The organism is Kiritimatiellia bacterium, assembly GCA_025054615.1.
Taxonomy (GTDB): Bacteria; Verrucomicrobiota; Kiritimatiellia; order CAIVKH01; family CAIVKH01; genus JANWZO01.
Map to the genome: position 1 here is coordinate 35,837 of JANWZO010000009.1, position 14,309 is coordinate 50,145.

Annotated in this window: 9 protein-coding genes and 1 pseudogene; 5 read left to right on the forward strand and 5 right to left on the reverse strand. The window is 59.4% G+C overall.

The annotated features are described in order from the left end of the window. Positions 1-133 precede the first annotated feature (133 nt). The 5 genes and pseudogenes from NZ740_05690 (at position 134) to NZ740_05710 (ending at position 8,441) form a co-directional block, all read left to right on the forward strand. A complete protein-coding gene (locus tag NZ740_05690; protein ID MCS6771501.1) occupies positions 134-3,268 on the forward strand; it encodes a tetratricopeptide repeat protein in 3,135 nt (1,044 codons plus the stop codon). An 8-nt stretch (positions 3,269-3,276) separates the two neighbouring features. Further along, positions 3,277-4,260: a class I mannose-6-phosphate isomerase gene (locus NZ740_05695; GenBank protein MCS6771502.1), complete on the forward strand. Its 984-nt coding sequence runs from the start codon at positions 3,277-3,279 to the stop codon at positions 4,258-4,260. A gap of 92 nt (positions 4,261-4,352) precedes the next feature. Then, a complete protein-coding gene (locus NZ740_05700) occupies positions 4,353-4,853 on the forward strand; it encodes a hypothetical protein (protein ID MCS6771503.1) in 501 nt (166 codons plus the stop codon). 21 nt (positions 4,854-4,874) lie between these two features. Then, complete coding sequence (gene ileS, locus NZ740_05705) at positions 4,875-8,024, forward strand: isoleucine--tRNA ligase (protein MCS6771504.1); 3,150 nt, start codon at positions 4,875-4,877, stop codon at positions 8,022-8,024. Between the two features lie 153 nt (positions 8,025-8,177). Next, positions 8,178-8,441 (forward strand): annotated as a pseudogene (locus NZ740_05710) (RNA-binding protein). 331 nt (positions 8,442-8,772) lie between these two features. Here the strand turns inward: NZ740_05710 and surE are convergent. The 5 genes from surE to NZ740_05735 all read right to left on the reverse strand — a co-directional run bounded on the left by surE (position 8,773) and on the right by NZ740_05735 (position 14,300). Beyond that, entirely contained in the window at positions 8,773-9,531 is a 759-nt protein-coding gene (gene surE, locus NZ740_05715) for a 5'/3'-nucleotidase SurE (GenBank protein MCS6771505.1), read from the reverse strand. Positions 9,532-9,606: 75 nt separating this feature from the next. Continuing rightward, the gene (locus NZ740_05720; GenBank protein MCS6771506.1) at positions 9,607-11,094 is read right to left on the reverse strand and encodes a sodium/solute symporter; all 1,488 of its coding nucleotides are present in this window, start codon (positions 11,092-11,094) and stop codon (positions 9,607-9,609) included. A 4-nt stretch (positions 11,095-11,098) separates the two neighbouring features. Next, positions 11,099-12,055 (reverse strand): endonuclease/exonuclease/phosphatase family protein, encoded by a 957-nt coding sequence (locus NZ740_05725; protein MCS6771507.1) that lies wholly within the window; start codon positions 12,053-12,055, stop codon positions 11,099-11,101. A gap of 14 nt (positions 12,056-12,069) precedes the next feature. After that, positions 12,070-13,008, reverse strand: a complete 939-nt coding sequence (locus NZ740_05730; GenBank protein ID MCS6771508.1) for a hypothetical protein — start codon at positions 13,006-13,008, stop codon at positions 12,070-12,072. Next, positions 13,005-14,300, reverse strand: a complete 1,296-nt coding sequence (locus NZ740_05735; protein MCS6771509.1) for a PhoH family protein — start codon at positions 14,298-14,300, stop codon at positions 13,005-13,007. Before NZ740_05735 ends, NZ740_05730 begins: the two co-directional genes overlap by 4 nt. Positions 14,301-14,309: the final 9 nt, after the last annotated feature.

The following is a 14,309-nucleotide window of genomic DNA, read 5'->3' on the forward strand; positions in this document are numbered from 1 at the left end:
TTTGAAGAATTGTCCAGTCCTTTGAATTCCTTTTGCGTTCAACTTCCAAATTTCCGGGTGGGAATTCCCAGCTCTGAGGTAAAATGGGAGGTTGAAAGCGGATTGTGGTTTGGTGTACTAGCGGGCTGACCGTATGGAAAAGGCATTTACCACGCTCAATCGTTCCGCAATTTGCATCGGTCTAGCCCTGGCAGCCGGTGCATTTTTGCTTTATTCGGCCACGCTCAGCGAAGGTTTCTACCCCGGACCGCTGACCGAATTGATCGCCGGTCGACTCGGCGTTTCACCGTTCCGTTCGACCATGCACTCGCTCTGGGGCTTCCTGATCGAGGGCCTTGCCCGGCTGCCGATCGGGCCGTTGGCCGTGCGAATCCATTTGGTCGGCGCGCTATTCGCGGCGGTTTCAATCGGGTTGCTGTTCTCAATCATGTACCGGTTGCGCCGAAAGGCCTTGTTCGAGCAGGGCATACCGCCAGAAATTGCCGCCCGGGTTCGTGTTTTTACCGCAGTCACGGCGGCGCTCGTTTTGATGGTGTCGATTCCCTTCTGGTTTGCCGCGACGACATCGCATCCGCTCATGTTGAGCCTGATGCTGATGTTGCTCTCGTTTGATTTGCTCATGCGTTATTTTGAGGGGGGGCGCCGATTACTGTTGTATCTCGCTGTGCTCTTCTACGCGCTTGGGATGGGGAATTTCGCCTCACTGGTCCTTTATCTGCCCATTTTTGGTTTGTTTTTGCTCCTCGCGCTCTATCAACACGGTGAATTGACGTGGAAGCGAACCGTGCAGTTGATCGTTGTGGGGCTGCTGGGTGCGGTTCCCCTGCTGGTAGATGCCGCCATCTATCGGGAAACGCCGGCTTACGAGTGGCGCGAGTTCAAAGGGTACTGGCAAGTACTGCATTTTATGCTGCTGGACCAGTATCTTTCTATCTTGAAGGCCGTTCCGCGGGTTGGATGGCTGACAGTCTTCGTTGCTGCGATTCTTCCGTGGGTGGGTGTATTTCTCTTCGGAGTGGGCCGGAAATCGGCGTCGGCGGGCCGAGGGTTCGGAGATTTTCTGCTGGCCTTGTTGCTGACCGTGTTGAGCGTGGTTCTGCTGCTCGACTTCAAGATCTCTCCTTGGGCTCTGACAGGTGCGCAGCCGCTTCTCGTGGTCCCGTATGTGTTCATCGCGATGTGGGCCGCCACGCTCGCGGGCTATTGGCTGGCATTACTGCAGCGGCACAAGGGACTCGGCCAAGCCGCCGGATGGGCCTGGGCAGGTATCGTCTTTGCGTTCATCGGTTTCGTCGGAGTTCGGAACCACGCCTATGCCGCAGGTTCCGGCGGGCAAGTTTTTGCGAATTATGCGCGGGCTGTGGCGGATCGGCTCGACGATCGGCCGATGATTGTGTCGGCGAGCTCGTTCGACACTTTAGTCCAGTTGGAATTGTTCAGCCGCGGAGAATCGAGGACGTTTATCAGTCTTCAAGGGACTGGATCTCTTGCCTACCGCAGGTACGTGGCCAGCTTATTTGACGATCCGAGGCTGAAAAGTCTGGCCACCATTTCGTTTCAGCCATTTTTGGTAGAATGGTTTTTGAGCGACACGAATCTCCTTGATCGCCTGGCCATCATCGATCATGCAGATTTGTGGATGGCGGCGGGATGTGTCGGGGTTCCACACGGTCCGGTCTACCTTCCACTCCGCCCTGATGAGACGCCCAACGTAGACGACCTGTTGTCCGACAACCGGAAGTTTTGGGCGGAATTTGCGAGACCGGCAGCGGAGAAGAGCTGGTCGGATCGGCATCCGGCGTCGGCTGCCGTTCGGGCGATGCTCGCGCAGACAGCGAAGGCCGCGAATAACCTTGGCGTTTTGCTCGAGGACCTTGGCCGCGCGACGGATGCAGAGGAGGCATACCGAGCCGCTTCGAATTTCAACACGAATAATGTCAGCGCGATGGTCAACCTTCACGCGTTACTGCAGCGCCAAGGTCGTGAGGAAGCAGCCGAGCTCGAAAAGCGACTCGAGTCCGTTATTTCGCGCGCCGCGGTGCGTCAACAATTGTGGGCCCTATCATACCACCAGGGAATCATCCGGAGCCCACAAATTTACGCCGGTCGTGGTTGGGCGTGGGCATTGTCCGGCAAACCGGCTCTGGCCGCCGCCGATTTGCGAAAGGCGATTGAACTGGGCGGGGACAACGCCGGCTTGAAAATGGCCATTTCGGCACTCGAATCAGACGAGGACCTTGGGGAAGTCTCCGAAGAGCTTTTGAAACTGGAATTGGACCGCGATCCGACGAACGTGCGAGCAGCACTGGGGCTATACCGCCTGTCAGTACGGAGCGGCCGATTCGAGGAGGCGCGTGGACGGCTCGAAGCGCTTCGGAGCCTGTCCATCCCCGAGGATTTCCTCCGGACAGAAGAAGCCCTCTTGGAGGCTGCTCTGGGTAATGTGGACCGTGCCCTGGCGACCTTGGCGGATGTCGTTCGTCGAAACCCCGAAAATCTGCGCGCTTGGGCCTCGCTTGCCATTCTGGCCGGCGAGCGAAGCGATTCCAAAATGGTGCGCGAGGCGCTGGAGCGGATCCAGCAGGCCTCCGCTGCCTCGCCGTTGATTCGTTATCTGGCCGCGCGGGCCGCGCTACGGGAGGGTGACCGCGAGGGCGCGCGTCGTTTGCTGGAGCTGGCCCTGCGCACAGATCCCAACTACGTTCCGGCCTTGGAATGGATGGTTCGAATCTTGATGAGCGAAGGGGACCGTCAGGGAGCAGAGGCCATGGTGGATCGGCTTATCACGGTGAGCCCTCGAAATGCGTTCGGCAACTACATGCTGGGTGTGTTTCAGGCCCTGCGTGGTCAATATCAACTGGCGGAGTCATCCTATCGTGTGAGTCTGGAGGTCGTTCGCTTGCCGGAGGCTTTGAATGATCTGGCGTACGTCCTGGCGCGGCAGAATCGCATAGAGGAGGCCCTCCCGTTGATTGAGGAATGCCTCAAGATGTCGGACCTGCAGGGCGCGGCGTGGTCCACCTATGGATATGCTCTGCTTTCGGCGGGTCGCCTTGAAGAGGCGGAAGACGCGCTGATGAAAGCTGCGGCCTATAATGAGGGGCACCCCGAACTCCAGTTCCAAATCGCTCGGCTCTATGAAAAGACGGGGCGAAAGGAGGAGGCGCGGAAAATCGCTGAAGACCTTACTTCCCGATCGGCCGAGCTTCTCAAGGAGGATCAGGAAGAGCTCCGTGAAATGCTCCGGCGCCTTCGCGACCAGAGCTGAACGGCGCCATGAATGGATCTATCGGTCCGCTCTTCTTCTTCCCCATCTACCGAGATTATCTTTGGGGCGGCGATCGAATCGCCAAACGCTACAGGCGGAGCATTCCGCAAAATCGATGCGCGGAATCATGGGAGATATCCGCCCGTCCCGAGGGGCCCAGCGTGGTGGAGATGGGGCCCCTTGCAGGCGCTCGCCTGACGGAGTTGGTAAACCAATATCCTTCTGCCCTTATGGGTGAAGCACATCAGGCCGCTTTCCCGCTTCTCATCAAATTGATTGACGCGCGCGAAACTCTCAGTGTGCAGGTACATCCCAATCAAACGACCGCGCTGCGAAGCGGGGGCGAGCCAAAGACGGAAATGTGGTACGTCCTCGATGCGGATCCCGGCGCCGCGGTATACTTGGGTTTTCAAGAGGGAGTAACCCGCCGGGAGATCGAAGCTGCGGCACGGGCTGGCACGGTCGATCAACTTTTGGTCCGCCGCCCGGTTTCTGCTGGCGAGGCCATATTTGTGCCCGGCGGCTGTGTGCATGCGATCGGCGCCGGATGTCTAATGTTCGAGTGCCAGCAGAGTTCGAACACGACCTTTCGCCTGTTCGATTGGAATCGGATGGGGCGGGACGGCCGTCCACGTGAATTGCACGTGGAGAGGGCTCTCGAGGCGATCGATTGGGGCGGACAAACTCTGGCGGCTGGGCGGCCTGCGTCCGAATCTTTAGGGGCCGGCGGTGTTGAAGACCTCGTTCAGTGCGATTACTTTCGCGTACGTCGGATTCGATTTGAAGAATCGTTCAAGGTTGATGCGGACCCACCGCGATTCCAAATACTGTTCATGGCCGAGGGCGAGGCCGAGCTTCTCTGGAATGACGGGACAGTGCCGATCCCCTTTGGCCGCACGGTTCTGTTGCCGGCCGAGATCCGGGAAGCGCTCGTCCACCCCAGCGGCAGGCCCGCCACGGCGCTGCTGGTCGATGTGCCCTTATCCGCTTGAACTGCGGCCTGATGACCATTTCGTTTAGGCATGGCTTGCAAAGCCCGCGCATCCCCGGCTATGTTCCACCCATCTATAGGAGCGATTTAGACATGAAAAAATTTCTGATCCTGCTGTTGTGCGCGGCGGCATTTGCGCCCTCCGTACGGGCGGAATCTAGCCTCGGTTTCGGGCTGCGGTATTTTCAGATGACGGACAGTCTGCCCAAACCCTTCAAGGACAGGGGGGGAGGCGGATTCATCAATTGGCGGACATATTTCACCGACTGGTTCGGCGCCATGGCTGAGGTGGATGTTTACGTCGATGGGTTCGCGGGTACGCGGAACGAAGTGCTGTCTCCCCAGGCCTTTTTGGTTCTCGGACGACCCGTTTATGCAGCCGTGGGAGGCGGCTACCTTTTCTGTGACGGCGATCTTTCCGACGACCCGTTTCTCGCGCTGCGCCTCGGAGCCCAGGGCCCTCTGACAACCTGGTTCATGTATGATATCAGCGTGTCGTATGAATTCGCCGAGTGGAGCGGCGTGAACGACGTGGACGACAGATTTGAAAGCGACACGGTGGTAATCGGGGCCGGATTGCGAGTACTGTTCTAGCGAGGCGGTCCCGCTCGCCCGATGTTTCGGCCCGTCTCGAACAAGGTCCATTTCCCCTCGCTTGAGGAGGAAATCCTCAGATTTTGGGAAACCGGCCGAATTTTTGAACGTTCTCTCGAACAGCGCCGCGGCGCGAAAGAGTATGTCTTCTATGACGGGCCCCCCTTCGCCACGGGGCTCCCGCATTACGGCCACCTCCTCGCCGGGACGATCAAGGATATTGTCCCGCGCTATCACACCATGCGCGGGTTCTACGTCGAGCGCCGTTTTGGGTGGGATTGCCACGGGCTCCCGATCGAGGCGCTGGCCCAGGAGCACCTGGGTCTCGCCGGCACGGCGGCGATCCGCGAACGAGGTGTCGACGTTTTCAATGAAACGTGCCGCTCACTCGTCCTTCGCTACGTCTCCGAGTGGCGAAAGACCGTGACGCGGATGGGGCGCTGGGTCGACTTCGACAACGATTACAAGACGATGGACCTCTCCTACATGGAGTCCATCTGGTGGGTTTTCAAACAGCTTTGGGACAAGGGCAGGGTGTACCGGTCCTATCGGATCATGCCCTACAGTTGGAAGCTCACGACACCGTTGTCGAATTTCGAGGCCGGAAACAATTACCAGGATGTGCAGGACCCGTCGATCACGGTCCGATTGAGAATTCCTGGCGAGGAACTCGCGCGACGAGGATTCCATGGAGAATGGTATTTCCTTATCTGGACGACAACCCCCTGGACGTTGCCCGCGAACCTCGCCGTTTGCGTAGGGCCCGACCTGGACTATGTCGCGGTCCGGGACAAAAAAGAGGGGGTCGTTTACATCCTCGCGGAGGCTCGACTCGGCGCCTACTACAAGACCCCAAGCGACTATGAAGTCGTTGCCCGATTCAAGGGCGCCGATCTTAAGGGGTGGCGGTATACGCCGTTATTTCCTTATTTGGAGGGGCAACCTCGCGCGTTTGTCGTGCTGGCCGACTCTTTCGTATCCACAGAAGACGGCACGGGTATTGTCCATATTGCGCCCGCGTACGGCGAGGATGACTTCCGGGTTGGGCGGGATGCGGGCATTCCGCCGATCGATCTGTTGGACGAAAACGCCGCGTTCACGGCGCGCGTTCCGGAGTACGCCGGCCAATTTTGCAAGGACGCCGACAAGGCCATCATCCGGCGTCTGAAAGAGGAAGGCAAACTCGTTCACCACTCAACCATCGTCCACAGCTACCCGTTTTGCGAACGGACGGACACGCCGCTTATCTATCGCGCCATCGAAGCGTGGTATGTCCGCGTCGAGGATCTGCGCGAACAGCTTGTCGCCAACAATGCCACCGTTCACTGGATGCCAGAGGCCATCGGCGAAAAACGTTTCGGAAACTGGTTGCGTGAGGCGAAAGACTGGAACATCAGCCGAAACCGTTTCTGGGGATCCTGCATTCCGGTTTGGATCAATGTTGAGGACAAGGACGACATGATTTGTGTCGGGTCGATCGCCGAGCTGGAAGCGTTGTCCGGCCAGCGGGTGACAGACCTCCACAAACACATCGTCGACCGCATCGAAATTATCCGCAACGGCAAACGCTACCGGCGTACGCCCGAGGTGCTGGACTGCTGGTTCGAAAGTGGTGCGATGCCGTACGCCCAAATGCACTACCCGTTCGAAAACAAGGAGCGTTTTGAGAAAAATTTCCCCGCCGATTTTATTGCCGAGGGACTCGACCAAACGCGCGGCTGGTTTTACACGCTGATGGTCCTGTCCACGGCCCTGTTTGGCCGCGCCGCCTACAAGAACGTCGTGGTCAACGGCCTCGTCCTCGCGGAGGACGGCCGCAAAATGAGCAAGAGGCTGAAGAATTATCCCGACCCGCAGTACATCCTTGACACCTACGGCGCGGACGCCCTGCGCCTCTACATGATCAATTCCCCGATCGTTCGCGCCGACGACCTACGTTTCTCCGAAGAAGGCGTCAAACAGTCGCTCCGCCACCTCCTCATTCCCTGGTGGAATGCGTTCAGTTTCTTTGTGACGTATGCCCGGCTTGACGGCTGGACACCCCGCGACGCGATTGCGGGTTCATCCATCAATCTGCTGGACCGATGGATTCTTTCGAGCCTCGAACGTCTGAACGCCGATGTGGTAGAGGCGATGGACCGGTACGACCTCCAGCGGGCGGTGCGCCCGTTTGTGGACTTCATCGAGGCGCTCACCAACTGGTATATCCGCCGTAGCCGCCGCCGTTTTTGGAAATCCGACAACGACGCTGACAAGCAGGCAGCCTACACCACGCTGTACGAGGTGCTGATGCGGCTGAGCCGAATCGCGGCGCCATTTGTGCCGTTTATCAGTGAAGCCATCTATTGCCATCTCCGCACGCCTGAGCTGCCCGAGTCGGTTCACCTCTGCGATTACCCTCTGCCCGAACCGTCCCGCCGGGACCTCGCGCTGGAAGAGCAGATGGCGGACGTGCTCCGCGTTGTCGAACTTGCGCGGTCCATCCGCACACAGCACGACCTGAAAATTCGACAGCCGTTGCGCCGCATGCGCGTGGTGTGTCACGACCCCGCCAAGTTGGCTCGCGTCGAAGCCCTCGCAGACGTGCTGGCGGACGAATTGAATGTTCGAGAGGTCCTCTTCAGCGCGCACGAGTCCGATCTGGCCGACCTGTCCGCCAAGCCTGATTTCAAGAAACTTGGGCCGAAGTTGGGATCCCGCATGAGAAAAGTAGCCGAAGCCATTCGCAGCCTCTCCGCGGAGCAGGTCGAACAGTTATTGGAGGACGTCCCGCTGATCCTGACCGTTGAGGGGGAGCCATTCGAGCTGACTAAGAGCGACATCCTCGTCGAGCGGAAACCGCGCCCCAACCTGGCGGTTGCGGCCGATGCGGAGTTCGCCGTTGCGCTCGACACGGCGCTGGATGAGGACCTGATCCGGGAGGGATTGGCCCGTGAATTCGTCAACAAGGTGCAAAATTTGCGCAAGGCACTGGATTTCGACATCGCGGATCGAATCCGTGTCCGGGTTTCGGGTGATCCGGCCGTTCGGGAGTCGATCGTGGCACATCAGGCGTATATTGTGTCCGAAATTCTCGCGCTCTCGCTCGAATGGGCCGAGGGATCAATCGATGAGGGGGAGGCGGTTGAGCTCAACGGCCGCGCTTGCAAAATTTTCATAGAAAAAACGTAAGGACCTTGAGATGGCCGTCTAGAACTGATGTTTGTGCTGGATTTTTGGTGCGAATATAGCAGATTGATCAATGTACGTCAGGGCCTTGGGTCGCGGGTCCCGGCGTGATGGAGAAGAAAAGCGACGCAACTGCAGTGAGAGGCAAGGAAAGTAGTGAACATATTCGTAGGAAATCTGCCGTACAGTGCGACGGACATGGACCTGCGGGCCGCGTTTGAGGCCCATGGAACGGTGACATCGGCCAGTGTCATCTTGGACAAATTTACGGGGAAATCGCGTGGGTTTGGCTTCGTCGAAATGCCGAACCGCGAGGAGGCTCTCGCTGCCATTGCGGCGCTCAATGAAAAGCAGATGAACGGCCGCGCGCTTCGCGTCAACGAGGCTCAGCCTCGTGAGGAACGCCCTCGGCGCGAGCGCAGGGATTGGCAACAGAGCCGGCCTGATCGCCAGGATCGCTTTGCTCGCAACGAACGCGGCGGCCATCGCGGTGGGTTCCGCGGCGAACGCGGATTCCGCAACAATTACTAATTTACGTTCTGCTAGGGATCTTGGTTCCCGTTGCCGGGCGGCGCGGCCCGCATTAGCTGCTCATTGCACCTTCGGCCGCGCCCGCTAGGGGAGTGCTGTTATTGGAAACGAGACTTCTCCCGATCCCGATGCCAAAGATCAGAGAGGGTTGTTGTCTGGTTTCCTGTTCAGGGACGATACTGCAAGTGGCTACAATACGGTTCGGACCGGCCGCTGCGAACTAACATTCCTCCCAAGCAGAGCGGAAATCCTCGAGGACTTCGTGGTGTGTCAGGTCAAACCACAGCGGCGTGAGAGAGACGAATCCCTCTTCCAGAGCGCGAATGTCCGTTCCGCGTCCGTCCCCGAGCAGTTCCATATCTCCATCCATCCAGTAATACACGTTGTTTCGCGGATCAGTCCGACGATGGAAAACTTCGACAAAGCGTGAGCGGCCCATGCGGGTCACGCGATATCCTTTCAACTGTTCAAAAGGGATGTTCGGTACGTTGACGTTCAACAGAGTTTCGGGCGGAAGGCCGCGTTTGGCGATCTTGGGCACGAGGTCGCGAGCGACGCGTGCCGGCGTGTCCCAGATGGGATTGGTGAAGGTGGCGAGGGAGATGGCGACGCTGGGAATCCCAATGATGGTGCCCTCCGTGGCGGCGGATACGGTTCCAGAATAAATCACGCTGATCCCGGCGTTCGGACCGAGATTGATTCCACTGACCACGAGGTCCGGCCGTCGTGGCAGCAGGGCATAGACGGCGAGCTTGACGCAATCGGCCGGCGTTCCGCCAACCGCGTAGCCGAAAAAATGGCCGTCTCGTTCGACCGGCTTGCACTTGATAGGGTTGTACAGCGTGATCGCATGACCCACTGCGCTCTGCTCGGCGTGCGGGGCGACGACGTGCACCTCGCCGAGGTCGCGGACAGCCTGATACAGCGCTCCGATGCCGGGCGCGAAAATTCCATCATCGTTGCTGACCAAAATGATCATGCCGCGAATCTGCACGGGCAGCGAATTTCGAACAAGCGGGAAAATATCTTCAGCCCATGCGCCCGGTCCGGCACATTATCCGTTTTTCCGGTCCCAGACGGTCAGCCCCGGTTTCAAGATCGGCGCCGGCATCAGGCGGCTTCCGGCGTAGCCGACCAATAGGGTTATCATCAGCGAACAGGGGAAATAATAGATCCAATGGATTGCCGTCCGGTGTTGCAGGAACAAATTGGCGGCCACCGCGAGGGCGGCGCCGGCGACCCATGGCTCGAACCGGGCTCGCCTACTCAGCATGCCCAGCAAAAACAAAGCGAGGATCGGCGCATTGAAGAGGCTGATGAGGCTCGTGTAGGCCTTGATCAGGTGCCCGAAACTCGCGATGTAAAACGAGACCGCAGTCGCCAAAACACCCAGCGCGAAGGTCAGCGCGCGCGCGAGCTTTAGGTCCGCCGATTCTCCGCGTTCTCGTTTGCGAAGAGGACGGATGAAATCATTGACCAGCACTGTCGAGATGCAACTGATGCCGGAATCCACGCTCGACATGGCCGCGGCGAAGAGCGCGGTGATCAGAAGGCCCGAAACGCCGTCCGGCAGGGCGTGGATGATGTAATACGGCAGGATTTGGTCTCGCGCTAGATGGTCGGGCAATCGGTCGGGGAAGGCTTGATGGTAGGCGAATAATCCGAGACCCACGAAAAGGAGCGATGAAATGATCGCGAAATCGACGGCGGCGTTGAAAAAGATTGCCCGCGCGATTCCCCGCATCGTCGGCACCGCCATCATCCGCTGCACCGTTGTCTGGTCCGTCCCATAATCCTGCATCAGTTTGAAAAAGTACGTCAGGCCGACCACGATCCCGCTCATGGAGTACAGATCAAATTTCCAGTTGAGCACGTGCAGCCGGCCAGTCTCGGCCGCGGTCGCCAGGATCGACTCCGCCCCACCCGGCACGCGGCTCACCAGGGTCGCGATCAGCCAGAATACGCCGCCGACCATGATCACGAATTGAACCACGTCTGTCCAAATATCGGCGGCGAGACCGCCGAGCGTCGTGTAGATGGTTGCCAGTAACCCCATCGCGACAAGGCAGAGCGTCAGGGAAATGCCTGTGACCGTCGAGAGCGCAAGAGCCGGGGCGTAAATCACGGTTCCTAGCCAGCCGAGCCGGGCCAAGACGAAGAGACCCGAGACACAAAACCGCGCCGCCCGTCCGAAACGGGCGTCGATGTATTCATACGAAGTGGTGACGCGTAGGCGGTGGTAAAACGGATAGAACAACACGACCAGAAACGGAGCGACCAACGGGCTCACGAGGCTGACGACCAGAAACGAGATGTTTTCGTGATAGGCCGTCGCAGGAAGCGCCATGAAGGTGATCGCGCTGGTCAGCGAGGCATACATGCTCATGCCCACGACGAGCCACGGCATCCTCCGGCCGGCAAGGAAGTAATCCTCCGTATTTCGCTGCCTTCGGGCAAATCGGATGCCCACCACGATCATCCCGAGCAGGTAGGTCGCCAGTATGGTGTAATTCAGCGGGCTGAAACCGGCCGTCGCATTCATGCGTTCATTCCCGCACGGAGGCGGATTTTGCGTCCAGCGAAATTTCGAACAACTGCCGCCGATGGTCGCTGAGGGGGGAGTCGCGCAGCCGGTAGCGGTGGATGACGATATTCGTGGAAATCCACGCATGGTCGATCGAATAGAGAGGGATGGGCAGGGGCCAGGTGTAGGGCCATCCCTGCCCCGCGGATTCAAAAGCGTGAACGAGATGCCTGCGGAAAGGTCGGAAGGCTCGGGCGTCTCGGGGCGTGTTGAAATCTCCCATAAGCACCAGCGGCGTCGGATCCTTCCTCTCCTCAAGCCATTTCGCCAAAGGGGCCAGCGACGCGGTCCGGTCGATGAGTGGGTGGCTGACGATGTCCGCGCAGACGACATCGAGCTCCCCCTGAGGAGTCTGTAGGCGGACGGCCCATGCCCAGCCGTTCTCGATTGGGACGGAGGGAAGGGTGAAGAAGGAATATCTCGAAAGGAGAGCCATGCCGTCGCCGGAGCGCGCGAAGGGCAGGCCCAGCTCACGCTTTGAGTAAAACGGTAGGTCGATTACATTTCGGGCCTCGGACAGCATCACCACGTCCGGACGGTACGGCGCGATTGTTTGGAGAACGGGGACGATACCCGCGTGGGCGCGCGCGATATTCCAGTGGACAATCCGGAGCGCATCGTCGGGTGGCTTCTGAGGTCGGTTCCAGCGGGCATCGATCACGGCCGTTCGCACCATGGCGGCCCCGGTCATCGCGATGAGAAAAAGTTTGCGATGGATGGACGCGCGTCGGATGTGGATGAGGATCTCCAACAGGCCCCATGCGGCGATGAGCGGCGCCGGAATGAAATAGAGCCAGAGCCAAGGCGGCGGTTGCTCATTGAGAATCCAGCCGGCGAGCCAGGCGCAACTGGCAAGGGGAAACAGAAAGCGGCGAACCGTTCGGAGGCTGATGGTGACGATCCTGGCGGCCGCTTTCATGGATGACGGGGCCTTCAGCGGTTCAAAGGAGCTGGATGTCGAAGGATGGCAAAATGACGAAGATGCGGGGCATAGCGCGACCAGCGATATCCTGCGTTATAAACGGCGAACTCATCCGTGGCCCACAGATGATATCGCGAATACATCGGGAACCAAGAGGGCGACGAATAGGGGAGTCCGAACCCGCCTCGTTCAAAGACCGGGGTGAGGTCGCGCCGGAGAGGTCGCCAAATGGCATCGGTCCGATCGCGAATTCCGCCTGCGGCAAGCACCAGGGGTCGATTGCTTGAAATGAATTGCAGAAGCACTGCCATGTCCGTTTTTTGGGGTGGCGCCGTCTGCTCAATAGCGAGCAGATGATACGTGCCTGCTGGGTCGAAGATTCGACAAAAAAGCCATCGGTCCGCCACGGCCTCGGGCACCGGCAGCCGTTCGATCGGGAAGCGAGACAGGATCAGCATGGATTTTCCGCCATGGCGAAATCGCAGGCGAAGCTCTCGGATGCCGCCCCGTTGTGCCGCTCGCTCGCGGATCCATAAGGGCGGGTAATAAAGCACGACCGCATGCGGAAGCTCGCGCTCCATCTCGCTAAGCAGCGCCGGATTTTCTATTCCCGGGTCAAGGGCCCATTGGACGATCCTCAAGGCATGGCCGCGGGGTGAGGATCCTGAACGAGTGAGCAGCGCCGTATCCCTTACAAATGCCGACAAGCAGCCCACTGTGATAGTCGCCATCAGCAGGCGGAGCCACTGGCGGGCGGTGCGCCAGGCGACGGCTATCCAGACGACCGCCGACGCGCTGGAGATCAGCGGTGAAATCCATCGGGCCCAGTGCGGGGCGTTCGCATCGAGCATCGGCCACCAGACGGCGAGGCCTGCGACGGCCACCGGCGCGGCAAGGAGGGCCATCCACCGCGTGGCCGCGGCGGCCCGCGGCTGGGCGCGCGACGTCACAAGAGGTTTGCGGCAAGTTCGGCCACTTCCGAACGAACCCCTCGGCCGAGGACGATATGCGCCGCCACGTTGTAGGGGCGGAATTTTTCAACAATCGAAGTCAGGCCGTTGGACATGCTGTCGAGAAACGGATTGTCGATCTGATAGATATCGCCGGTCAGCACGATTTTGGTGCCGGGTCCCACGCGCGTGAGGACCGTCTTGGCCTCCAGCGGCGTCAGGTTTTGTGCCTCGTCCACGACGATGTATTGGTTAGGAATGCTGCGACCCCGGATGTAGGTCAGCGGCTCGATCCCAACGCGGTCGTCGTCGTCTCGGGCGAGTCCGTCGCGGCTGCGTTTCCAGATTCGGCCGCCGGTGGATAGGAAATCCAGCGCGTCGTAGATCGGCTGCATCCACGGATTCAGTTTCTCCTCCACAGTGCCGGGCAGATAGCCGATGTCCTTCCCCATCGGTACGGTGGGTCGGCAGATCAGCATTCGACGATAGCGTTTTTCGTGTAGCGTCTTATAGACCGCAGCGGCCACCGCCAACAGCGTTTTGCCAGTGCCCGCCTTGCCGATGATGGTCACAACCTTGATGTTGTCATTGAGCAGCGCGTCGATCGCATAGTGCTGCTCCTTGTTTCGGGGCTGGACCGGTTTGATCTCATCGGGACTGGGAATCAGCGGCACGAGAGATTTCGTTTCGCCGTCGAATCGAACCAGGACGGTGTGATTCGCATCCGCCTCAGACCGCAACATGACGTACTCATTGGGTGAGAGCGCGGCTTGTGCTGGCGGGTCGACCTTCCCGTCGCGTCGGAACGCCTCGAGCACATCGGCCGGGACGGTCAGCTCCGTGTGGCCGGTGTACAGCTCGGAGATGTCCACCCTGTCGCTCTCGTAATCCTCCGCGTCCAGCCCGAGCGCATCGGCCTTGAGCCGGAGGTTGATGTCCTTCGTAACTACAATGCAGGGAAGCGGCTCCTGTTTCGACAGTTGCATCGCCAGTTCCAGAATCTGGTCATCAGCCGACAGGCCGTTTTTGTACGTCGGACCCGGGAAGGCGATCCGCAACTGGCCACCTCCCGGAAGGTCGACGCCCTTGTTGAGCTTGCCGTATTGCCGCAGCTCATCGAGGAGGCGCGAAACATGACGGGCGTTTCGGCCCAGCTCCGTCTGGTCTTTTTTGAAATGGTCGATTTCCTCAATGACCTTTAGCGGGATGATGACATTGTTGTCCTTGAACCGCTGGATGGCAGTGGCCTCGTGTAGAAGAACGTTGGTGTCGAGAATGAAGTTTTTCTTCATGCGGGGCGT

Excerpts from the sequence above, each read along its gene's own strand:
- NZ740_05690 (MCS6771501.1), top strand. The coding sequence starts at position 134 with ATGGAAAAGGCATTTACCACGCTCAATCGTTCCGCAATTTGCATCGGT.
- NZ740_05695 (MCS6771502.1), top strand. The coding sequence starts at position 3,277 with ATGAATGGATCTATCGGTCCGCTCTTCTTCTTCCCCATCTACCGAGAT.
- NZ740_05700 (MCS6771503.1), top strand. The coding sequence starts at position 4,353 with ATGAAAAAATTTCTGATCCTGCTGTTGTGCGCGGCGGCATTTGCGCCC.
- ileS (MCS6771504.1), top strand. The coding sequence starts at position 4,875 with ATGTTTCGGCCCGTCTCGAACAAGGTCCATTTCCCCTCGCTTGAGGAG.
- surE (MCS6771505.1), bottom strand. The coding sequence starts at position 9,531 with ATGATCATTTTGGTCAGCAACGATGATGGAATTTTCGCGCCCGGCATC.
- NZ740_05720 (MCS6771506.1), bottom strand. The coding sequence starts at position 11,094 with ATGAATGCGACGGCCGGTTTCAGCCCGCTGAATTACACCATACTGGCG.
- NZ740_05725 (MCS6771507.1), bottom strand. The coding sequence starts at position 12,055 with ATGAAAGCGGCCGCCAGGATCGTCACCATCAGCCTCCGAACGGTTCGC.
- NZ740_05735 (MCS6771509.1), bottom strand. The coding sequence starts at position 14,300 with ATGAAGAAAAACTTCATTCTCGACACCAACGTTCTTCTACACGAGGCC.